16 protein-coding genes, 2 tRNA genes, 1 other RNA gene and 1 pseudogene are annotated in these 21,074 nt (G+C 55.8%); 9 read left to right on the plus strand and 11 right to left on the minus strand.

Annotated elements, in window-relative coordinates; translation table 11 throughout:
- Nucleotides 1-53: 53 nt before the first annotated feature.
- A complete protein-coding gene (tdk, locus tag CMQ96_RS00550; protein WP_004132199.1) occupies nucleotides 54-671 on the minus strand; it encodes a thymidine kinase in 618 nt (205 codons plus the stop codon).
- 556 nt (nucleotides 672-1,227) lie between these two features.
- On the opposite strand from tdk, the gene hns reads away from it, so the two are divergent.
- Nucleotides 1,228-1,635, plus strand: coding sequence for a histone-like nucleoid-structuring protein H-NS (gene hns, locus CMQ96_RS00560; RefSeq protein ID WP_004121719.1), 408 nt, complete (start codon nucleotides 1,228-1,230; stop codon nucleotides 1,633-1,635).
- Nucleotides 1,636-1,769: 134 nt separating this feature from the next.
- Here hns and galU read toward each other — a convergent pair whose 3' ends face one another.
- From galU to rssA, 3 genes are all read right to left on the minus strand, one after another.
- Complete coding sequence (galU, locus tag CMQ96_RS00565) at nucleotides 1,770-2,672, minus strand: UTP--glucose-1-phosphate uridylyltransferase GalU (protein WP_004121722.1); 903 nt, start codon at nucleotides 2,670-2,672, stop codon at nucleotides 1,770-1,772.
- 197 nt (nucleotides 2,673-2,869) lie between these two features.
- The gene (gene rssB, locus CMQ96_RS00570) at nucleotides 2,870-3,883 is read right to left on the minus strand and encodes a two-component system response regulator RssB (RefSeq protein WP_024357875.1); all 1,014 of its coding nucleotides are present in this window, start codon (nucleotides 3,881-3,883) and stop codon (nucleotides 2,870-2,872) included.
- An 89-nt stretch (nucleotides 3,884-3,972) separates the two neighbouring features.
- The gene (gene rssA, locus CMQ96_RS00575) at nucleotides 3,973-4,872 is read right to left on the minus strand and encodes a patatin-like phospholipase RssA (RefSeq protein WP_098065658.1); all 900 of its coding nucleotides are present in this window, start codon (nucleotides 4,870-4,872) and stop codon (nucleotides 3,973-3,975) included.
- A 112-nt stretch (nucleotides 4,873-4,984) separates the two neighbouring features.
- Here rssA and CMQ96_RS00580 point away from each other — a divergent pair, with 112 nt between their 5' ends.
- The 5 genes from CMQ96_RS00580 (at nucleotide 4,985) to CMQ96_RS00600 (ending at nucleotide 6,867) form a co-directional block, all read left to right on the plus strand.
- On the plus strand, nucleotides 4,985-5,443 hold the full coding sequence (locus CMQ96_RS00580) for a YchJ family protein (RefSeq protein WP_004132203.1): 459 nt from the start codon (nucleotides 4,985-4,987) through the stop codon (nucleotides 5,441-5,443).
- A 42-nt stretch (nucleotides 5,444-5,485) separates the two neighbouring features.
- A complete protein-coding gene (purU, locus tag CMQ96_RS00585) occupies nucleotides 5,486-6,328 on the plus strand; it encodes a formyltetrahydrofolate deformylase (protein ID WP_024357873.1) in 843 nt (280 codons plus the stop codon).
- A 159-nt stretch (nucleotides 6,329-6,487) separates the two neighbouring features.
- A tRNA-Tyr gene (locus CMQ96_RS00590) sits at nucleotides 6,488-6,572 on the plus strand.
- A 35-nt stretch (nucleotides 6,573-6,607) separates the two neighbouring features.
- Nucleotides 6,608-6,692, plus strand: a tRNA-Tyr gene (locus CMQ96_RS00595).
- Nucleotides 6,693-6,736: 44 nt separating this feature from the next.
- Nucleotides 6,737-6,867, plus strand: a non-coding RNA gene (locus CMQ96_RS00600) — RtT sRNA.
- Nucleotides 6,868-6,974: 107 nt separating this feature from the next.
- On the opposite strand, the gene CMQ96_RS00605 is transcribed toward CMQ96_RS00600, so the two are convergent.
- On the minus strand, nucleotides 6,975-7,418 hold the full coding sequence (locus CMQ96_RS00605; RefSeq protein ID WP_004133011.1) for an Lrp/AsnC family transcriptional regulator: 444 nt from the start codon (nucleotides 7,416-7,418) through the stop codon (nucleotides 6,975-6,977).
- A 107-nt stretch (nucleotides 7,419-7,525) separates the two neighbouring features.
- Between CMQ96_RS00605 and CMQ96_RS00610 the strand changes: the two are divergent.
- Nucleotides 7,526-8,421: pseudogene (locus CMQ96_RS00610) on the plus strand (DMT family transporter).
- Here CMQ96_RS00610 and narI read toward each other — a convergent pair.
- The 5 genes from narI to CMQ96_RS00635 form a co-directional block, all read right to left on the minus strand.
- Nucleotides 8,418-9,095: a respiratory nitrate reductase subunit gamma gene (gene narI / locus CMQ96_RS00615; RefSeq protein WP_004121739.1), complete on the minus strand. Its 678-nt coding sequence runs from the start codon at nucleotides 9,093-9,095 to the stop codon at nucleotides 8,418-8,420. The pseudogene CMQ96_RS00610 and the gene narI overlap by 4 nt on opposite strands.
- Nucleotides 9,095-9,805 (minus strand): nitrate reductase molybdenum cofactor assembly chaperone, encoded by a 711-nt coding sequence (gene narJ / locus CMQ96_RS00620; protein WP_004133005.1) that lies wholly within the window; start codon nucleotides 9,803-9,805, stop codon nucleotides 9,095-9,097. The genes narI and narJ overlap by 1 nt, the downstream gene beginning before the upstream one ends.
- A complete protein-coding gene (gene narH / locus CMQ96_RS00625) occupies nucleotides 9,802-11,337 on the minus strand; it encodes a nitrate reductase subunit beta (RefSeq protein ID WP_064371821.1) in 1,536 nt (511 codons plus the stop codon). The genes narJ and narH overlap by 4 nt, the downstream gene beginning before the upstream one ends.
- Entirely contained in the window at nucleotides 11,334-15,077 is a 3,744-nt protein-coding gene (locus CMQ96_RS00630) for a nitrate reductase subunit alpha (RefSeq protein ID WP_049088171.1), read from the minus strand. Before CMQ96_RS00630 ends, narH begins: the two co-directional genes overlap by 4 nt.
- A gap of 396 nt (nucleotides 15,078-15,473) precedes the next feature.
- Nucleotides 15,474-16,862, minus strand: a complete 1,389-nt coding sequence (locus CMQ96_RS00635) for a NarK family nitrate/nitrite MFS transporter (RefSeq protein ID WP_004133002.1) — start codon at nucleotides 16,860-16,862, stop codon at nucleotides 15,474-15,476.
- 311 nt (nucleotides 16,863-17,173) lie between these two features.
- Between CMQ96_RS00635 and narX the strand changes: the two genes are divergently transcribed.
- Together narX and narL are read left to right on the plus strand one after the other, a co-directional pair.
- On the plus strand, nucleotides 17,174-18,952 hold the full coding sequence (gene narX, locus CMQ96_RS00640; RefSeq protein ID WP_049130707.1) for a nitrate/nitrite two-component system sensor histidine kinase NarX: 1,779 nt from the start codon (nucleotides 17,174-17,176) through the stop codon (nucleotides 18,950-18,952).
- Nucleotides 18,953-18,962: 10 nt separating this feature from the next.
- Complete coding sequence (gene narL, locus CMQ96_RS00645; protein WP_004132998.1) at nucleotides 18,963-19,613, plus strand: two-component system response regulator NarL; 651 nt, start codon at nucleotides 18,963-18,965, stop codon at nucleotides 19,611-19,613.
- Here the strand turns inward: narL and CMQ96_RS00650 are convergent.
- Complete coding sequence (locus CMQ96_RS00650; protein ID WP_128804995.1) at nucleotides 19,610-20,929, minus strand: YchO/YchP family invasin; 1,320 nt, start codon at nucleotides 20,927-20,929, stop codon at nucleotides 19,610-19,612. The genes narL and CMQ96_RS00650 overlap by 4 nt on opposite strands.
- Nucleotides 20,930-21,074 lie beyond the last annotated feature (145 nt).

Below are 21,074 nucleotides of genomic sequence, written 5' to 3' on the forward strand. Positions count from 1 at the left end.
AGCGATGGAAAAAAGGCGCTGTAAAAGCGCCTGAGAGGGTTTGGCGGGGAGGGTTAGCAAATGTGCTGTTTGTTCTGTACAGCGGTCAGAGAACCTTCGCTCAGCGCCTCTTTATAATGCTTACGGCATACCGAGACATAACGTTCATTACCGCCAATCACGACCTGTTCCCCTTCATTGTACGGGCGCCCTTCCTGATCGAGGCGCAAAACCATACTCGCCTTACGACCGCAGAAACAGATAGTTTTTAATTCAACCAGCTTATCGGACCACGCCAGCAAATATTGGCTGCCCGTAAAAAGTTCGCCGCGAAAATCTGTTCGCAACCCATAACACAACACCGGAATATCAAGCTGGTCCACCACCTCAGACAGGTCGCGTACCTGCTCACGGGTCAGGAACTGGCTCTCATCAACTAATACGCAGTGAATCGGCTGACGCTTATGTTCTGCCGCAATGTCTGCAAATAACGCCGTCTGAGTATTATACAACCGCGCGGGCGATGAGAGGCCAATCCTTGAACTCACTTTCCCCGAACCAAAGCGGTCATCAATCTCCGCGGTATAAACCAGCGTGCGCATCCCTCGCTCCTGGTAATTGTATGAAGACTGCAACAGAGCGGTAGACTTGCCTGCATTCATTGCTGAATAGTAGAAATAAAGTTGTGCCATCGGCCGCGTAACCCCAATCAATGTGTTTTTTTGCCGTAAAATTGTATCATATATTCACCTACTATCAGCCCTCTCCGTGTGGGTATTGCCGGTAATGTTCACGGTGTGGATACCCGAAAGATTAAGCCTCTTAATTGAATGGTAATGCCTGCTATTGGTGCGACCCAAGCGGCCACGCTGACGTCACTATTGCCCTTTTGTGCTTATCGAGCATTTTCTGATAGCTATAACCGCTGTGGACAAGTGTTTTATATTAAACATCATCGCCGCTGCTGCGCTAATACCCACAAAGATATTTATCCATACACAGTATAATTTTCCCCACCGCGCGTCGGAAAAAGCATACTATCTCAGGGTTTTAGCTAATGCCTTCCGCCATCCTATAAGCAAAAAAGATGTGAACCCGCACATAAAATTTAAGTTAAATGAATTAATTCCCGAGACAAATAACAAGTTATTTTGACTTCCTTACATTCTCCCCTATTGCACATCTGAATTTATCGCTCTATTATTAGTCCAACAAACCACCCCACAATATAAGTTTGAGATTACTACAATGAGCGAAGCACTTAAAATTTTGAACAACATCCGTACTCTTCGTGCGCAGGCAAGAGAATGCACCCTTGAAACGCTCGAAGAAATGCTGGAAAAATTAGAAGTTGTCGTTAACGAACGTCGTGAAGAAGAAAGCGCTGCGGCTGCGGAAATTGAAGAACGCACTCGTAAACTGCAGCAATACCGTGAAATGCTGATTGCAGACGGTATTGATCCTAATGAACTGCTGAGCACCATGGCTGCAGTTAAAGCAGGAACGAAAACCAAGCGCGCTGCACGTCCGGCTAAATACAGCTACGTTGACGAGAATGGCGAAACTAAAACCTGGACTGGTCAGGGTCGTACTCCGGCAGTGATCAAGAAAGCGATGGATGAGCAAGGTAAATCCCTGGACGATTTCCTGCTGTAATAAGCTATCGTATCCGTTTAAAAATCCCGCTTCGGCGGGATTTTTTTTATCCGTTATTCGGGACCGGTCCCGGTCGGGCATAAAAAAACCGGGAAACGAATTTCGCTCCCGGTTTCGCATTCTGTCACGAACGATTACTTCGCTACGGCTTTTTCCAGCCAGGCTTTAAATTCTTCGCCCAGCGACTTGTGGCGTACGCCATATTCAACAAAAGCCTGCATATAGCCCAGTTTATTACCGCAGTCGTGGCTCTTGCCTTTCATATGATAGGCTTCTACCGTTTCTTTTTCGATCAGCATATCGATGGCATCGGTCAGCTGAATCTCATCCCCGGCTCCCGGAGGCGTTTTTGCCAGAAGCGGCCAAATATCCGCGCTCAGCACGTAGCGGCCGACAACCGCCAGATTAGATGGCGCCACGTCCGCTTTCGGTTTCTCGACGACACCAACCATCGGCACGCTCTCACCTGGCTGCAGGGCCAGGCCTTTGCAATCGACAACGCCGTACGCGGTGACGTCAGCAACCGGTTCAACCATGATCTGGCTTGCGCCGGTCTCATCAAAACGAGCCATCATTTCGGCCAGGTTGTCGCGAGACAGATCGGATTCATATTCATCAAGAATAACGTCCGGTAAAATGACTGCGACCGGCTCATCACCCACAACCGGGTGCGCGCAAAGCACAGCGTGACCCAAACCTTTAGCCAGCCCCTGACGCACTTGCATAATAGTTACGTGCGGCGGACAAATAGATTGTACTTCCTCCAGCAGCTGGCGTTTTACGCGTTTTTCCAGCATCGCTTCCAGTTCAAAACTGGTATCGAAATGGTTTTCGATAGAGTTTTTCGAAGAGTGCGTAACCAGAACAATTTCAGTAATCCCGGCGGCAATACATTCGTTAACAACATATTGAATTAATGGCTTATCTACCAGCGGCAGCATTTCTTTCGGAATAGCCTTAGTAGCGGGCAACATCCTGGTGCCTAATCCCGCAACCGGGATGACAGCTTTTCTTACTTTTGAATTAAGCGCAGCCATTGAAATCTCCTGGACTGTTCGTTTTTTAAACTTCTCGTTAATAATATGGTATCGAGTATATCAGCCTGATCAGACAAACCTGTTCCGAAAAGGATTAGATATCTTCGAATTAGGAATTTTACGCATTAAACCCGGCGATAGTACCACCACAAAAGATCGCGTGGTAATCCCGCGAGCCTAAAAATAAGTACAATTGTTCACTCCGTAGTCAACATCAGGCGTAAACGTCCGCCAGCCCCCCAAATTTGGCACTGCCATGATGCACAGCGTTGACTAATTTGGTTAAGATATGCATTACCTAATGTCCCCAACGGAACGCCATTACTAATCTGAATTTGGTGCTCCCCCGTATTCAGCGTGCCATTCAAACCCGCAGAGACTAAAATTAAATTTTTCAAGCCACTGTGGTAATACCCTACCAATAATGGAAATTGCCCCGGTAAATTAGCCTGCCGCAGCAATTGGTTAACCTGTTTTAACAGGCTGCCCATCTCTGGTAAACGCTGACCCTGATGGGCAAGCTGTTCCTGCAGCAACCCATTGAACAGCGCGCGCAGCAATAAGGCTGCCAGGACCCCATTATCACCTGCTCGTGTGACATCCAGACAATAAAACGCCAGATCGTTTTCTGATAGCGGCGCAATATCCAGCACTAATCCAGGCTTATCGGCGGAGACAAGCTGCCGATAGTGAATCCGGCAACGTGACATTTCCTGTTGCACCGGCGGCTGGAGCTCCTGTAGCAGCCTTGACGCCGCGGTAGGATCGCTAACCAGCGCATCCCAGTCCTCAAACAGGCGCTCTTCTTCTTCAACACGTGAATTAAACATATTGGGATAGAGGCAGGCATAAACGGTTTCTCTCAGGCGATCGAAATCTTTTACCGGTTTGAGCAGAATATCCTGAACGCCCAGGCGCAACGCTTTGGCGATGTCCGCCATGTTTTCCGTCGCTGAAATCATCAGAATCGGCAACTGCTCGCCCTGGTTACGCACATGCTCTACCAGCTGCAGACCGTTCATTCGCGGCATTGAAATATCGCAAATCATCAAATCGGGTTTGGACTCGGCCATTTTTTGCAGCGCATCCACACCATCTTCCGCCTGGACGATGGTCGCGCCAAGTGAAGCCAACCAAGTGTGCATAAGAGAGCGGAAAACGGGTTCGTCTTCAACTATCAGAATCTGTTTTCCCGCCAATGGCTGCGTCATGATCTCTCCCCTGACTGACGATAATTTAATAGTGGCATGATATTCACACTACCGCCTGTCAGAATTTACTTAAGTATGCATCAAATGCGCTACACGGAGGTACGCACTAAAGGTAATAGTTCATCCATTTTCTTTTCCACTGCCAGATGCCCGGCGGCGATAGCTTCGCCAGCCCGATGGAAATCAAGCGTGGAGATTTGCGGGCAAAAGGGCTGAATCAGAATATCAGGCGGGTCGCCCGCCATGCGGTTTCTCTTGAGGCGATTCTCCAGAACCTGAATAGACGTCGACATGATTTCCATCGCCGTTGGCGCTCTCGTCACCCGTCGCGAAGTCATACGCGCCAGGCGAGAACGCAACCGTGAATGCCACGAGAAATCGTCTTCGCTCTCCGGATGCGGCACCTCCATGGATAACAAATCCTGCTGCATCAGATGCGCATCGTGCTGCAAATCAACGGCAATGACAATATCTGCGCCCATTGCCCGAGCCAGCGATACCGGCACCGGATTCACCACCGCGCCATCCACCAGCCAGTAGCCATTATGCATCACCGGCGCCATCAGGCCAGGCATGCTACAGGACGCACGGATCGCCAGATGCAGATCCCCTTCCGTAAACCACAGTTCGCGACCGGTGCTTAAATTCGTGGTGACCGCCGCAAACGGGCGCTCGCAGCGCTCAATCTCGCTGACGGGCATGAGTTTACGGTATTGGCTAAATACGCGCTCGCCCCGCAGCAGGCCGCCCCGCTGCCAGGAAAGATCCATTAATTTCAGGACATCCCAGTTGCTAAAGGAGCAGACCCATTTCTCCAGCGCCGGAAGTCGGTTGCAGGCGTACGCCGCCCCTACCAGTGAGCCAATTGAGCACCCTGCGATAACATCAATGTCGATACCCGTCCGCCGTAACGCATTAATCACGCCGATATGCGACCATCCCCGAGCGGCGCCAGCCCCTAGCGCCAGTCCAATTTTAAGCTTTCTCATTAGTGCCGAAACATATCCTTCCACTCCGGGCATGGCATCATCGCCATACCTCAGTTAACATAATGCGCTTTGGCGGCATAGCGCCGTCTCTCTTTTACCCATGGAGGCCGTTTTGTCGCCATTATGCCCCTGTGGCAGCGCTCTGGAGTATAGCTCATGTTGTCAGCGTTATCTGGCTGGCGCGCAGCTGGCGCCCGATCCGTCACAGCTGATGCGCTCCCGCTATAGCGCGTTTGTAATGAAAGACGCCGACTATCTGATTAAAACCTGGCATCCCTCCTGCCAGGCGCAGCAGTTTCGCGCTGACCTTGAAAACGGTTTTACCCGCACGCAGTGGCATGGTCTCACCGTCTTTGCCGCCGATAAAGGCAAGAGCCCCGATGAGGGCTTCGTCAGCTTTATCGCTCGTTACGCTGACGATAACCGCTCCGGGGCCATTATTGAACGATCCCGATTCTTAAAAGAAAACGGACAGTGGTATTATATTGACGGCACGCGACCGCTAATCGGTCGTAACGATCCCTGCCCTTGCGGTTCAGGTAAAAAATTTAAAAAATGCTGCGGCCAGTAAGCCAGCAGCAGGAATAGCAAACACTACAGGATTTTCCCCGCGATGCATTCACTACAACGTAAAGTACTACGCACCATTTGCCCTGATCAGAAAGGCCTCATCGCGCGTATCACGAATATCTGCTACAAGCACGAACTTAACATCGTGCAGAACAATGAGTTCGTTGACCACCGGACCGGCCGCTTCTTTATGCGTACCGAGCTCGAGGGTATTTTCAATGATTCCATTCTCCTGGCTGACCTCGACAGCGCGCTGCCGGAAGGTTCAATTCGTGAGCTCAACCCGGCAGGACGCCGTCGGGTCGTCATTCTGGTCACCAAAGAAGCGCACTGCCTCGGCGATCTGCTGATGAAAGCCAACTATGGCGGGCTGGACGTAGAAATCGCCGCCGTCATCGGCAATCACGAAACTCTGCGCTCGCTGGTAGAACGCTTTGATATTCCCTTCCAGCTGGTGAGCCATGAGGGGTTAACCCGCGAAGAGCATGATAAAAAGATGGGCGACGCTATCGCCGCGCTTGAACCAGATTACGTCGTGCTGGCGAAATACATGCGGGTATTGACCCCCGAGTTTGTCTCTCGCTTCCCGAATAAAATTATTAATATCCACCACTCATTCTTGCCTGCTTTTATCGGCGCGCGTCCGTATCACCAGGCTTATGACCGCGGGGTGAAGATCATCGGCGCCACCGCACACTACGTGAACGATAATCTGGATGAAGGTCCAATCATTATGCAGGATGTCATTCACGTCGATCATACCTACACTGCGGAAGATATGATGCGCGCTGGACGCGACGTCGAGAAAAACGTTCTGAGCCGCGCGCTGTATCAGGTTCTTGCTCAGCGGGTATTTGTTTACGGTAACCGGACGATTATTCTTTAATCGATAATGAAATTAGCTGGTTAGCTTTGCGTCTTTACGCATAAAAATCAGGCAACCAGTTTATTTTTATCAAAGGAATACTTTACAGTGGCGCGTCATTTGATATGATGCGCCCCGCTTACCGATAAGGAAGCAGGCCAGTATTAAGCATTACCCCGTGGTGGGGTTCCCGAGCGGCCAAAGGGAGCAGACTGTAAATCTGCCGTCATCGACTTCGAAGGTTCGAATCCTTCCCCCACCACCATCTCTCAGCTTGACCTCAAAATTTAAATTACCCCTGGTGGGGTTCCCGAGCGGCCAAAGGGAGCAGACTGTAAATCTGCCGTCATCGACTTCGAAGGTTCGAATCCTTCCCCCACCACCATCACTTGTATATCGTTTTAAATTCACACTTCGCTCAGCGCCCCGTATTCATCCCATGTGGGAAGGATGAGAAGCTTCGACTAAGGTTCGATTCGAGCGAAGCGAGAAAGCGTTGCCGCAGGCAACGACCCGAAGGGCGAGGCGCAGCGCGACGAGTAATCCTTCCCCCACCACCATCATTTCTTCTGTAGCTTAATTATCCCTGAAAAATACATTGCCACCCGTTATGTCGTTGCCTTGTCGTAGGCCGGGTAAGACTCTGCCGCCACCCGGCGACGCACGGCTACATCGGCGGCAGCCGGCGCTTGACCGGCGAACTCTTCACGATAGAGGTATTGCACTGGGCATGCTCCGCCAGGCCATCGAGCAGCGTATCCAACTGCTCTATCGACCGCACCACCAGCCTGATGACAAAGCAATCCTCGCCGGTCACTTTGTCGCTTTCAATGCACTCCGGCATCGCCTGAATGTACTTATCCACTTTATGTAACAACCCAGGCAATGGGCGAACCCGCACCAGCGCCTGCAGCGTATAGCCTAACGCCGCAAGATTCACCCGCGCGCCGTAACCCTGAATCACCCCGCGCTCCTCAAGCCTTTTCAGACGCTCCGCCGTGCTGGGCGAGGTCAGGCCAATATGACCGCTCAGCACCTTCAGCGAGACGCGCGCATCCTCCACCAGACAGGCTAAAATTTGTCGGTCGATATCATCAATAAGGTTATCCATCATTTTCACCTAATTTTAAAAAGCCATTTACGTTTTCAACCTTATATCACCCCTGTAAAAGCCGACAGCAATTTTCAACAATAGCGTCATTAATCAGGAGGTGGATGATGCGTGATTTACATAAAGGCGTCTGGCAAATGAGCCTGGCGATGTTAATTTCCGGATCGATTGGCGCGTTTGTTTTACTTTCCGGCCTGCCGGTGACCGAAGTCGTATTCTGGCGCTGTCTTATCGGGGCTATTGCACTGTTTATTTTTATTCGGATGAGTCGAAAACCGTTTAGCCCACTCACCCGCATTACGCTGCTGCTGGCTATTCTCGGCGGCGTGGCCTTAGTGGTGAACTGGCTCCTGCTCTTCGCCGCCTATGAACGGATCTCTATTGGTCTTTCTACCGTGGTGTATAACACCCAGCCGTTTATGCTGGTATTGATGGGGATGCTTTTCGGTGAGCGCGTCAGCCTGGTGAAATGGGGGTGGCTGTTCCTCGCCTTTGGCGGCGTGGTCATTTTGCTCTCCACGGAGTTAACCGGCGCTCGTGGCGCCGACTGGCTCGCCGGTATCGGCCTCGCGCTGGGCGCGGCCTTCTTCTACGCGCTCACGGCAATAATTACCCGCAAGCTCAAATCCCTCGCGCCGCAGCATATCGCCTTTATTCAGGTGCTCACCGGCGTGGTAATGCTTTTACCGCTGGCGCATATGCCGTCGCTCACGCCTCCTTTCCCATGGGTGATGCTATTAACGCTGGGGATCGTGCATACCGGCGTAATGTATCAACTGCTGTACAGCGCGATACAGAAGCTTCCCACCCCTATTATCGGCTCGCTGTCATTTATCTATCCCGTCGTGGCGATCGTTGTCGATAACCGGGTATTTGGCCATTCGCTAAACCTGATCCAGTTGTTCGGCGGCGCGCTGATCCTGTTGGCTGCGGCAGGCAACAACTTGGGCTGGGGCGAAAAAAACCCCGCCAAGGCGGGGTTGGTATCAAAACAGCAAATTAGCGACGGGCGCGAACAATCTGGTATTTGCGCGTCAGGTACTCGACCGGCGCGCTCCAGATATGCACCAGACGGGAGAACGGGAACAGCACAAACAGCGTCATCCCCAAGACCAGGTGCACGCGGAAAATAAACGCCACGCCGTCCAGATGCTGTGAAGCGCCGCCGTGGAAGGTCACCACCGACTGCGCCCAGCCCACCAGCTTCATCATTTCGCTACCGTCCATATGCTGAGCGGAGAATGGAATAGTCAGCAGGCCCAGCGCGCACTGCACCATCAGCAGGGAGAGGATCAGAATATCCGCGCCGGTGGTGGTGGCGCGAACGCGCGGGCTCAGCAGACGACGCTTGAGCAGCAGCAGGCCGCCCACCAGCGTCATCACGCCGCAGGCGCCGCCCGCAATCATCGCCATCTTCTGCTTCACGTCGATCGGCAGGAAGGATTCGTACATCCAGTGCGGCGTCAGCATACCGAGAAAGTGGCCGGCAAAGATCCCGAGAATCCCGATATGAAACAGGTTCGAAGCCAGATTCATCCCTTTACGGTCCAGCATCTGGCTGGAGGCCGCGCGCCAGGTGTACTGCCCATAGTCGTAGCGCAGCCAGCTGCCGACGAGGAACACCGTCCCGGCGATGTACGGATAAATGTCAAAGAAGAACATATTCAGGAAGTGCATTATTGCTGTCCTCCGTTAGAGATATTCAAATATTGCGGGGCAACGGCTCCGGCAAAACGACGCTGGTGAGCGGCGATCTCCGAATCATCGCAGCCCCGATCGGCAAAGAATTTCACCTGTTCTTCTTCCCAGACGGCGTCCAGCGCCTGCGGCGTATCGTCGCGGGCTTCATCGGCGATTTTTTCCGCCACTTTCCGGCTATCGACCTGCGCGTTCGCCAGCTTGAGCAGCAGCTCAAACAGCGCCGCGTAGCCGCTTTCGCGTTGTTGTAAGCGAGCGCTAAGCAGGCCGAGTATCGGCGCGATATCCTGCAATCCACCGCGCGCTTCCGCTTCCGGCAGCTGCGCCAGATACTCCAGATACAGCGGGAGATGATCCGGCAGTTCGCGGCTGTCCAGCTGCAGACCGTGGCGCTCGTACTGCGCCATCAGGTCTACCATCGCCTGGCCACGATCGCGGGATTCGCCGTGCACGTGCTCAAACAGCAGCAGCGAGGTCGCACGGCCGCGATCGAACAGTTCGCTGTAGCGAGACTGCGCGTCCAGCACGTCCTGGGCGGTCAGGTCGCGCAGGAAAACGCTCAGTTTATGGGCATCCTCCGGCGCCAGTTTTTCCGAAGCGGCGATAGCGTCAAACAGCTCCTGCTGATGCTGCCATAAGGCAGCGTCAGGGTACTCGAGAAGACGCGACACAATGACAAGTTCAATCATGGGTGCGGCTCCGTTTTGCTGGTGACGTCGATAGCATCGATACGGCGGCTGTTGAACAGATTGAACTGGCTGTCAGAACCGTGGCAGCCGTCGCCGAAGGTAAAACCGCAACCGCTTTTCTCCGGGAAGGCGTCGCGGGCCTGCTCGCGGTGGCTGCTCGGCACCACGAAACGGTCTTCGTAGTTGGCGATCGCCAGATAGCGATACATCTCCTGCGCCTGGGCTTCAGTCAGTCCAACCTCTTCCAGCGCTCGGGTATCCACGACGCCGTCCACCGTTTCCGCGCGCTTGAAGTGACGCATCGCCAGCATGCGCTTCAGCGCCAGCAGCACCGGCTGGGTATCGCCAGCGGTCAGCAGGTTGGCCAGATACTGCACCGGAATACGCAGACTTTCTACGTCTGGCAGAATGCCGTTGCTGCCCAGTTCACCCGCATCGGCGGCTGACTGAATCGGCGACAGAGGCGGCACGTACCAGACCATCGGCAGCGTGCGATATTCCGGATGCAGCGGCAGCGCCAGCCTCCAGTCCATCGCCATTTTGTAGACCGGCGACTGCTGGGCGGCCTCGATAACGCCCTGCGGCACGCCGTCTTTCAGCGCCTGCTCAATCACTTTCGGGTCGTTCGGGTTGAGGAACACGTCCAGCTGACGCTGATACAGGTCTTTCTCATTCTCCGCGCTGGCGGCATTTTCAATGGCGTCCGCGTCATACAGCAGCACGCCGAGGTAGCGAATACGCCCCACGCAGGTTTCCGAGCAGACGGTCGGCATCCCGGATTCGATACGCGGGTAGCAGAAGATGCACTTCTCGGATTTGCCGCTCTTCCAGTTGAAGTAGATTTTCTTGTACGGACAGCCGGTGATGCACATACGCCAGCCGCGGCACTTGTCCTGGTCGATCAGCACGATGCCGTCTTCTTCACGTTTATAGATGGCGCCGCTCGGGCAGGTCGCGACGCACGCCGGGTTCAGGCAGTGTTCGCAAAGGCGCGGCAGATACATCATAAAGGTGTTTTCGAACTGGCCGTACATCGCCTTCTGCATGTTCTCGAAGTTCTGGTCTTTGGCGCGTTTCTCGAACTCGCCGCCCAGAATCTCTTCCCAGTTCGGGCCGCTGGTGATTTTATCCATCCGCTGGCCGGTGATCAGCGAGCGCGGACGGGCGATCGGCTGATGTTTGCCCTCCGGCGCGTTGTGCAGGTTCTGGTAGTCGTAGTCAAACGGCTCGTAGTAATCGTCGATGCCCGGCAGATGCGGGTTAGCAAAGATTTTACCTAGCAGCATCGCGCGGTTGCCCATGCGCGGCTGCAGCTTGCCGTTGATCTTACGGATCCAGCCGCCCTTCCACTTTTCCTGATTCTCCCAGTCGTTCGGGAAACCGACGCCCGGTTTACTTTCAACGTTGTTAAACCACGCGTACTCCATCCCCTCGCGGCTGGTCCAGACGTTTTTACAGGTGACCGAGCAGGTATGACAGCCGATGCACTTATCGAGATTCAGCACCATGCCGACTTGTGAACGAATTTTCATTTTACGCTCTCCTGTACCTGGTCGTTACCTTCGCCATCTAACCAGTTAATATTCTTCATCTTACGTACCACCACGAACTCATCGCGGTTAGACCCTACCGTGCCGTAGTAGTTAAAGCCGTAGGCCAACTGGGCATAGCCGCCGATCATATGGGTCGGCTTCGGCGTAATACGGGTCACGGAGTTATGAATCCCGCCGCGCTGCTCGGTTACCTCTGAACCCGGCAGGTTTACGATACGTTCCTGGGCGTGATACATCATGGTCATCCCGGCCGGCACGCGCTGGCTGACCACCGCGCGGGCGGTCAGCGCGCCGTTGCTGTTGAACACTTCAATCCAGTCGTTATCCTCAATCCCCAGATCTTTGGCATCCGCCTCGCTCATCCACACAATCGGGCCGCCGCGGGACAGCGTCAGCATCAGCAGGTTGTCGCTGTAGGTGGAGTGGATCCCCCACTTCTGGTGCGGCGTCAGGAAGTTCAGCGCTTTTTCCGGGTTGCCGTTGGATTTCTTACCCATCACCGCTTTCACCGAACGGGTGTCGATTGGCGGACGATAGACCAGCAGGCTTTCGCCGAAGTCGCGCATCCACTGGTGATCCTGATACAGCTGCTGGCGGCCGGAAAGCGTGCGCCACGGGATCAGCTCATGAACGTTGGTGTAGCCGGCGTTATAGGAAACGTGCTCGTCTTCAAGCCCTGACCAGGTCGGGCTGGAGATAATTTTGCGCGGCTGGGCCTGAATATCGCGGAAGCGAATTTTCTCTTCCTCTTTATTCTTCGCCAGATGCGTATGGTCGCGACCGGTAAACTCGCTGAGCGCCGCCCAGGCTTTCACCGCCACGTGACCGTTGGTTTCCGGCGCCAGGGTCAGCACCATCTCCGCCGCGTCAATTGCTGTGTTAAGCATCGGCTGACCTTTGGCCGGACCGTCCGCTTTGGTGTAGTTGAGCTTACGCAGCAGATCCATCTCGCTCTGGGTATTCCAGGCGATGCCTTTACCGCCGTTGCCGATTTTCTCCATCAGCGGGCCGATAGAGGTGAAGCGTTCGTAAGTCGCCGGATAATCGCGTTCAACGGTCATGATATGCGGCGCGGTGACGCCTGGAATCAGGTCGCATTCACCTTTTTTCCAGTCCTTAACGTCCAGCGGCTGCGCCAGTTCGGCGGCGGAGTCGTGCTGGATGGGCAGCGTCACTACGTCGGTCTCTTTGCCCAGGTGTCCTACGCAAACTTCAGAGAATTTCTTCGCGATGTCCTTGTAGATATCCCAGTCGCTCTTCGATTCCCAGGCCGGATCGACTGCGGCAGACAGCGGATGAATAAACGGATGCATATCCGAGGTATTCATGTCGTCTTTTTCATACCAGGTGGCGGTCGGCAGCACGATGTCAGAGTAGAGGCAGGTGCTCGACAAACGGAAGTCCAGCGTCACCACCAGATCCAGCTTGCCGTCGAGACCGTTGTCTTTCCACTCCACCTCTTCCGGCTTCACGCCGCCCTGCTTGCCAAGATCTTTGCCCTGAATACCGTTTTCCGTACCCAGCAGATACTTCAGCATGTACTCGTGGCCCTTACCGGAAGAGCCCAGCAGGTTGGAACGCCAGATGAACAGGTTGCGCGGATGGTTCTTACCGTTTTCCGGCTGCTCAGCGGCAAAGCGAATGGAGCCCTCTTTCAGGGATTTGACGGTGTAGTCGACCGGCGTCATGCCCGCTTTTTTCGCCTCTTGCGCAATGCGCAGCGGGTTGGTGCCCAGCTGCGGCGCCGACGGCAGCCAGCCCATACGTTCAGCGCGCACGTTGAAGTCAATCAGGTGGCCGCTGTAGCGGGATTTATCCGCTAACGGCGACAGCAGCTCCTGCGCGGTGACGGTTTCATAGCGCCACTGGCTGGAGTGGTTATAAAAGTACGACGTGCTGTTCATATGACGCGCCGGACGCTGCCAGTCGAGGGCAAACGCCAGCGGCTGCCAGCCGGTCTGCGGACGCAGTTTTTCCTGGCCCACGTAGTGCGCCCAGCCGCCGCCGCTCTGCCCGACGCAGCCGCAGAAGATCAGCATATTGATAAGGCCGCGATAGTTCATATCGAGGTGGAACCAGTGGTTCAGACCGGCGCCGACGATGATCATCGAACGGCCGTGGGTCTTATCGGCGTTATCGGCGAACTCGCGCGCGGTACGGATAATATGCGCCCGGGAAACGCCGGTGATTTTCTCCGCCCATGCCGGGGTATACGCTTTCACGTCATCATAGCTGCTGGCGCAGTTTTCATCGCCCAGACCGCGATCCAGACCGTAGTTGGCCATGGTCAGATCGTACACGGTGGCGACCAGCACGCTAGAGCCGTCGGCTTTCTGCAGGCGTTTGACCGGCAGTTTGTGCAGCAGCACGTTTTCCAGCTCGACTTTATTAAAGTGCTCGGTACCTTCGCCGCCAAAATAGGGGAAGCCGACGTTGGCGATATCGTCATGGCTACCCAGCAGGCTCAGGCGCAGCTCGACATCTTCGCCGGTTTTACCGTCGCGCTGTTCAAGGTTCCATTTGCCTTTATCGCCCCAGCGGAAGCCGATAGAACCGTTCGGTACGGTGATTTCGCCCTTCTCATCAAAAGCGACGGTTTTCCATTCCGGATTCTTTTCCTGACCTAGCGCATCGACCAGATCCGCCGCGCGCAGCATACGGCCCGCCGCGTAATAGCCATCGCGCTCTTCGAGCATCACCAGCATCGGCATATCGGTGTAGCGACGCACGTAATCGGTGAAATACTGGCTCGGTTTATCGAGATGGAACTCGCGCAGCATCACGTGGCCCATCGCCAGCGCCATCGCCGCATCGGTACCCTGCTTCGGCGCCAGCCACAGATCGCAAAGCTTGGCGATTTCGGCGTAGTCAGGGGTGATAGCAACGGTTTTGGTGCCCTTATAGCGCACTTCGGTAAAGAAGTGGGCATCCGGGGTACGGGTCTGCGGAACGTTGGAACCCCAGGCGATGATGTAGCTGGAGTTATACCAGTCGGCCGATTCCGGCACGTCGGTTTGCTCGCCCCAGGTCTGCGGAGAGGCAGGCGGCAGGTCGCAGTACCAGTCGTAGAAGCTCAGGCAGGTGCCGCCGATCAGCGACAGATAGCGCGCGCCGGAGGCATAGGAGACCATCGACATCGCCGGGATGGGCGAGAAGCCGGCTACGCGGTCCGGGCCGTAGGTTTTGACGGTATAGACGTTAGAGGCGGCAATCAGCTCGTTCACCTCTTGCCAGGATGAACGCACGAAACCGCCGCGACCACGCGCTTGCTTGAAGCTTTTCGCTTTGTCGGCGTCTTCAATAATCGAGGCCCATGCGTCAACCGGATCGCTGTGCTGCGCCTTCGCTTCACGCCACATCTTCATCAGGCGTTTGCGCATCAGCGGATACTTCAGGCGGTTGGCGCTGTAGAGGTACCAGGAGTAGCTGGCGCCGCGCGGGCAGCCGCGCGGCTCGTGGTTTGGCATATCCGGACGGGTGCGCGGATAGTCAGTCTGCTGGGTTTCCCAGGTGACGAGACCATTTTTGACATAAATCTTCCAGCTGCACGAGCCGGTGCAGTTGACGCCGTGGGTGGAGCGCACAACTTTATCGTGCTGCCAACGTTGACGGTATCCATCCTCCCAGTCCCGGTTGGTTTTTAGAAGCTGGCCGTGCCCATCGGCAAAGGTTTCACCCTTCTGTTTGAAGTAGCGAAACCGGTCCAGGAATTTACTCATCGGGTTTCTCCTGTGTGGAGCCTGACGGCTCTCTGATAAATCGACATTGCTGGATTTGCAGCGAAGGTAACGCTATGAAAGAGGGCGAGAATTGATAACGATCAAGAGCATAGGGCTTATAAAAGCGAGGTAAAACGCGAATTACCACCAAAGTAGTATTTATTTCTATTTATTATTTTATTGATAAATAAAGATATTTAATGAAAAAGCCTGCAGAAACCCGGGGTTTGTTATTCCCCACGGTATTAAGGGGTAGGCGCGCCTGAAGTCATTTTTTTTGTGACTTCAGGCGGCTTTTAATATCCCCCAAAACCACTAGTATGTTGTAACTAAGTAATAACCAATAAAAAGGGCGCAAATATCGTTGCGCCCTTTGCAGAAATTCAAAAAGAAATATTATTTCTGCTTACGTCCGTAGACCGCCCAGGTAATCACCACGCAGGCGATATAGAACACCAGGAATACCTTCATGGCGCCGGCCGGCGAACCGGTCAGATCCAGCGAAATACCAAACGCCTTGGGAATAAAGAACCCGCCAATCGCGCCAATCGCCGAAATAAAGCCCAGCGCCGCCGCCGTATCGGTCGCCGCTTCACGCATGGCCTGCGCTTCGCTGCCGCCCTGGGCCTTAACGCGATCCATGGTCATTTTGCGGAAAATAACCGAGATCATCTGGAAGGTCGACGCGCTGCCCAGACCGGCGGTCAGGAACAGCACCATAAATACCGCGAAGAAGGCGATAAAGTTACCGCCCTCGCCGTGGGTCGGCAGCGTCAGGAACAGCAGGCCGCAGAAGATAGCCATCACCACGAAGTTCACCAGCGTCACGCGCGTCCCGCCGAGGCGGTCGGAGATCGCCCCGCCGGTTGAGCGCGCCAGGGCGCCGATAAACGGCCCGAAGAAGGCATAGTGCAGAATCTGCACATCCGGAAACTGGGTCTTCGACAGCATGGCGAAGCCCGCAGAGAAGCCTATAAACGATCCGAAGGTGGCAAGATAGAGCAGCGCCATAATCCACAGATGCGCGCGCTTCAGTACCGGTAGCTGCTCGCTCAGCGAGGCCTTCGACGCCGACAGGTCGTTCATAAAGAACCACGCCGCCAAGGTGAAGATAATCAGGAACGGCACCCAGATCCACGCCGCGTTTTCCAGATACAGCATGGAGCCATCCGGCTGCTCGCTGCCGGTTCCGCCAAAGACGGCGAAAATAGACAGCGATACCACCAGAGGGGCAACCAGCTGCATTACGCTGACGCCCATATTCCCGAGGCCGCCGTTGATGCCCAGCGCGCCGCCCTGCTTCTGTTTCGGAAAGAAGAAGCTGATGTTAGCCATACTGGAAGCAAAGTTCGCCCCCGCAAAGCCGCACAGCAGAGAAATAATCACGAAAACGCTGAAGGGCGTAGCGGTATCCTGCACCGCGAAGCCTAACCAGACGCAGGGGACGATCATGATCCCGGTGCTGAACGCGGTCCAGCGACGGCCGCCGAACAGCGGCACCATAAACGCGTACGGCACGCGCAGCAGCGCGCCGGACAGCGCCGGAAGCGCGGTCAGCATAAACAACTGATCGGTGGTAAACTGAAAGCCGACTTTATTCAGGTTGACGGCAACGGCGCTGAACAACATCCAGACGCAGAATGCCAGCAAAAGACATGGAACGGAGATCCACAGATTGCGGCTGGCGACGCGATGACCGCGCTGCTGCCAGAATTCAGGATCTTCGGGACGCCAGTCGCTAATGACTGAGCGGGTAGTCTTCTCCGGGATTGAAGAGTGACTCATAGACACCTCTGATAATTCGTATTAACCCTGGCTACCTTATGGGTTACAGGCGGCGGTAAGTTGATATAAATCAAAGGAAAAGTGGGCGCCGATTTGGCGAAAAAAAACGCATCACCCGAAGTGAGTAGCTATTTCTGCGGAAAAAAGTGTGGTTTTTCACGCCAGTGCTGGAATTCCCCGAACACCTGCCACCAGCCCACCCCGCCCTGACAATTAAGGGGTAATCCTTTAGGGGTATGGGTATACTCCGGGGGATGGCCGAGAATAAGCGCCACTCCCGGATAATTTACCGGTCAGGAGCCCCGTACCCCATGTTGAAACGTCTTTTTACGCCGCTGACGCTGGTGAATCAACTCGCGCTGATCGTTCTGCTGGCTACCCTCATCGGCGTCGCCGGAATGGCGATCTCTTCTCGCCTGGTGCACGGCGTCCAGGGCAGCGCGCACGCCATTAATAAAGCCGGTTCGCTGCGCATGCAGAGCTATCGCCTGCTGGCGGCAGTACCGCTGGGCGAAAATGATGAAAAGCTGCTGGATGAAATGACGGCAACCGTCTTTAGCCCGGAACTGCAGTACGCCGCGCGCCATGACGATCAGCAGCGGCAGCTCCAGGCGCTGCAGCACTACTGGCAGCTGGAGCTGGCGCCGGGCATGCGCAACGCGCAAAATCAGGCCTCGGTGGCGACCGATGTCGCCGGGTTTGTCGACCGTATAGACCAGCTGGTTACCGCCTTCGATCACACCACCGAAGAGCGGATTAAACACGTTGTCTGGATCCAGCGCATCATGGCCGTGGGAATGGCGCTGCTGCTGGTGTTCACCATCGTCTGGCTGCGCGCGCGCCTGTTGCGCCCGTGGAAACAGCTGCTGGGTATGGCCCGCGCGGTGAGCCGACGCGATTTTACCCAGCGCGCGCAGATTAGCGGACGCAACGAGATGGCGACGCTCGGCATGGCGCTGAACAATATGTCTGAAGAGCTGGCGGAGAGCTATTCGGTGCTGGAACGCCGGGTGCAGGAAAAAACCGCGGGCCTGGAGCAGAAAAACGAGATCCTCGCCTTCCTGTGGCAGGCCAACCGCCGTCTGCACTCGAACGCGCCGCTCTGCGAGCGCATTTCTCCGGTTCTGAACGGGTTGCAGGGGTTAACCCTGCTGCGCGATATTGAAGTTCGCGTTTACGACCTCGAAGATGAAGACAATCATCAGGAGTTTTCCTGCCACTCCGATATTCAGTGCGACGACAGAGGCTGCTACCTCTGCCCGCGCGACCTGCCGCCGCTGCCAGATACCGGCACCACCTTAAAATGGCGGCTGTCGGACGCCCATAATCAGTACGGTATTTTGCTGGCCACCCTGCCCACCGGTCGCCATCTGAGCCACGATCAGCAGCAGCTGGTGGATACGCTGGTTGAACAACTCACCGGCACCCTCGCCCTCGATCGGCATCAGGAGCGCCAGCAGCAGCTTATCGTCATGGAGGAGCGCGCCACCATCGCCCGCGAACTCCACGACTCCATCGCCCAGTCGCTCTCCTGTATGAAAATGCAGGTCAGCTGCCTGCAGATGCAGGGCGACGATCTGCCGGCAGCGAGCCGCCAGCTGCTGGGGCAAATTCGTAATGAACTCAATACCTCCTGGGCCCAGCTGCGCGAACTGCTGACGACCTTCCGGCTACAGCTCACCGAACCGGGGCTGCGCCCGGCGCTGGAGGCCAGCTGCCAGGAATACAGCGCCCACTTCGGTTTTGCGGTGCGCCTGGATTACCAACTGCCGCCGCGTTTTGTGCCGTCGCACCAGGCCATTCATCTGCTGCAAATCGCCCGCGAGGCGCTCAGCAACGCGCTGAAGCACGCAAGCGCCACTGAGGTCAGCGTCAGCGTGACGCTGCGGGAGAATCAGGTCCGCCTGGTGGTCGCCGATAACGGCCGCGGCGTGCCGGACCACGCGGAACGCAGCAACCATTACGGCTTGATTATCATGCGCGATCGCGCGCAAAGCCTGCGCGGGGACTGCCAGGTCCGGCGGCGGGAAACCGGCGGAACCGAAGTGGTGGTTACTTTTATCCCTGAAAAATCGTTTTCAATTCAATAAGGAGAACTCCATGAGTCAACAGGAACGGGCAACCATCCTTCTCATCGACGACCATCCCATGCTGCGCACCGGCGTCAAACAGCTGATCAGCATGGCTCCGGACATCCAGGTGATCGGCGAAGCCAGCAACGGCGAGCAGGGTATTGCGATGGCGGAAGCCTTAGATCCGGATTTAATTCTGCTGGATCTCAATATGCCGGGCATGAACGGTCTGGAAACCCTCGACAGGCTGCGCGAGAAGTCGCTTTCCGGCCGCGTGGTGGTGTTTAGCGTCTCTAATCATGAAGAAGATGTGGTGACCGCCCTGAAACGCGGCGCCGACGGCTATCTGCTGAAGGATATGGAACCGGAAGATCTGCTGAAAGCGCTGCAGCAGGCGGCGGCGGGCGAAATGGTGCTCAGCGAAGCGTTAACCCCGGTGCTGGCGGCCAGCCTGCGCGCCAATCGCGCCACCTCAGACCGCGACATCAGCCAACTGACCCCGCGCGAGCGCGATATTCTCAAGCTGATTGCCCAGGGCCTGCCGAATAAAATGATCGCCCGCCGTCTGGATATCACCGAAAGCACCGTCAAAGTGCACGTTAAGCATATGCTCAAGAAAATGAAGCTAAAATCGCGCGTGGAAGCGGCGGTTTGGGTCCATCAGGAACGCGTCTTCTAGGGCTGTTGCGGCCACGAAACGCCCTCGGCCGGTACGTGTACCAACGGCTCCGTCAGCGCCAGTGCGATCTCATTGGATGAGACGCGCTGACCCGTTTTATCCTCTACCACCAGCGAAAGATGCCAGCGGTTGCTCGCCCCGGCTTCGCTGCTCCAGCGCGGCATAATCACGGTCCAGCCGTCCGTACTGTTGGCCTCAATCGGCGAGGTCAGGCTTAGCGCCTGGGTATCCCCCTGCCAGCTCAGCGACTTAATGCCGTGCAGGCTACGAATCTGTAGTTTCAGCTGCACCGTCTCCCCCGGCTGAAGATCCCAGGGCGGCGTCGCCAGATAAACCGACAGCGTTTTGCGCTGGCGATATTCAACGACCGGCAGGTTATCGCGTTCCGGGCTGTCGTAGCGGCTGCCGCGAAGCGATCGGCTAACGGCGACTTCATCGGCCGCCAGCTGCTGCTTCAGCGGGACGCCGAAGCGATAGTTCAGCTTCAGCCCGACATCATTTTGGCTGACGCCGCTCTCGCCCTGCTTATGCTTAGCCGTCACCGTCACCAGCGGAACGGGAGTGTAATTCAGCCCCACCGACACCGCGACCGGGTTGTGGTAGCCGGTACCCGAATGGAACAGATCGACGCTATCGCCAAAATACTGCTCCACGCTGACGCTGGTATTAATGTGCTGATAAAACGGCAGCCGCGCCTGGGCGGTCACATCGTAGCCGCTCGCCATACGCTGCTGCTGGGTCAGGCTACTCCCCTGCTGCCAGCCGCCGAGCGGCTGGTAGTAGTTCGCCGACAGGCGCAGCGACTCGCCCCAGGCTTCGGCCCCGACGCTGCCGCGCGCCATGCGATCGTCCAGGGCTTTATCGTAGAAAGAGTTGTAGCCCAGCAGCCAGGAGCCCATCCGCCAGCGCTGGCCGAGACCAATATTGCCGACCAGACCCGTATCACGCTGGGTGACCGAGTACTGATTCCAGGTAAGGTAGTCGCCGTTATCCTGCAACGGGACAAACCAGCTCCCCTTACTGCCGGTAAAATTGCCCTCTTTGTCGACCAGCAGATCGACGTTGGCGTTGCCCCACGGCGAAAGCCAGTTCTCCAACTGGTGGCTGACCTCGTTCCCCAGCTTACCGATAGCAAATACTCGCGCCTGTTCGCTGGTTGTCAGCCCGTTATCGCTCATACTGGCTTCGCCAAATTTTTTCGCCATCTCGGCAAAGTGCTTTGCGTCGTCATCCACCTGCGGCGCGAGGCCGAGGTCGGGTAAGGTCTCAGGACCCTTAGAGAACGCCTGGTTATCCTGCAGCGCGCGGGCGGGCATGCCTGTCAGCAGCAGGAGAAGCGGTAAAAGCGGGGTTACGCGGAACGGCAGAGAGCTCAAATCGGTTACGTCTACTCACGAAGTGGTGGCGGCAAAACATGAGTTTATCGTTTTTTGCGCTCCCCCGCAGCCCTGCGGACGATTC

This window comes from Klebsiella sp. MBT K-1 (genome assembly GCF_002556465.1).
GTDB lineage: Bacteria > Pseudomonadota > Gammaproteobacteria > Enterobacterales > Enterobacteriaceae > Klebsiella > Klebsiella grimontii.

Bases quoted from the DNA above. Each gene is read 5' to 3' on its own strand.
- tdk (WP_004132199.1), bottom strand. From the start codon at position 671: ATGGCACAACTTTATTTCTACTATTCAGCAATGAATGCAGGCAAGTCT.
- hns (WP_004121719.1), top strand. From the start codon at position 1,228: ATGAGCGAAGCACTTAAAATTTTGAACAACATCCGTACTCTTCGTGCG.
- galU (WP_004121722.1), bottom strand. From the start codon at position 2,672: ATGGCTGCGCTTAATTCAAAAGTAAGAAAAGCTGTCATCCCGGTTGCG.
- rssB (WP_024357875.1), bottom strand. From the start codon at position 3,883: ATGACGCAGCCATTGGCGGGAAAACAGATTCTGATAGTTGAAGACGAA.
- rssA (WP_098065658.1), bottom strand. From the start codon at position 4,872: ATGAGAAAGCTTAAAATTGGACTGGCGCTAGGGGCTGGCGCCGCTCGG.
- purU (WP_024357873.1), top strand. From the start codon at position 5,486: ATGCATTCACTACAACGTAAAGTACTACGCACCATTTGCCCTGATCAG.
- CMQ96_RS00605 (WP_004133011.1), bottom strand. From the start codon at position 7,418: ATGGATAACCTTATTGATGATATCGACCGACAAATTTTAGCCTGTCTG.
- narI (WP_004121739.1), bottom strand. From the start codon at position 9,095: ATGCACTTCCTGAATATGTTCTTCTTTGACATTTATCCGTACATCGCC.
- narJ (WP_004133005.1), bottom strand. From the start codon at position 9,805: ATGATTGAACTTGTCATTGTGTCGCGTCTTCTCGAGTACCCTGACGCT.
- narH (WP_064371821.1), bottom strand. From the start codon at position 11,337: ATGAAAATTCGTTCACAAGTCGGCATGGTGCTGAATCTCGATAAGTGC.
- CMQ96_RS00630 (WP_049088171.1), bottom strand. From the start codon at position 15,077: ATGAGTAAATTCCTGGACCGGTTTCGCTACTTCAAACAGAAGGGTGAA.
- CMQ96_RS00635 (WP_004133002.1), bottom strand. From the start codon at position 16,862: ATGAGTCACTCTTCAATCCCGGAGAAGACTACCCGCTCAGTCATTAGC.
- narX (WP_049130707.1), top strand. From the start codon at position 17,174: ATGTTGAAACGTCTTTTTACGCCGCTGACGCTGGTGAATCAACTCGCG.
- narL (WP_004132998.1), top strand. From the start codon at position 18,963: ATGAGTCAACAGGAACGGGCAACCATCCTTCTCATCGACGACCATCCC.
- CMQ96_RS00650 (WP_128804995.1), bottom strand. From the start codon at position 20,929: ATGCCCGCCCGCGCGCTGCAGGATAACCAGGCGTTCTCTAAGGGTCCT.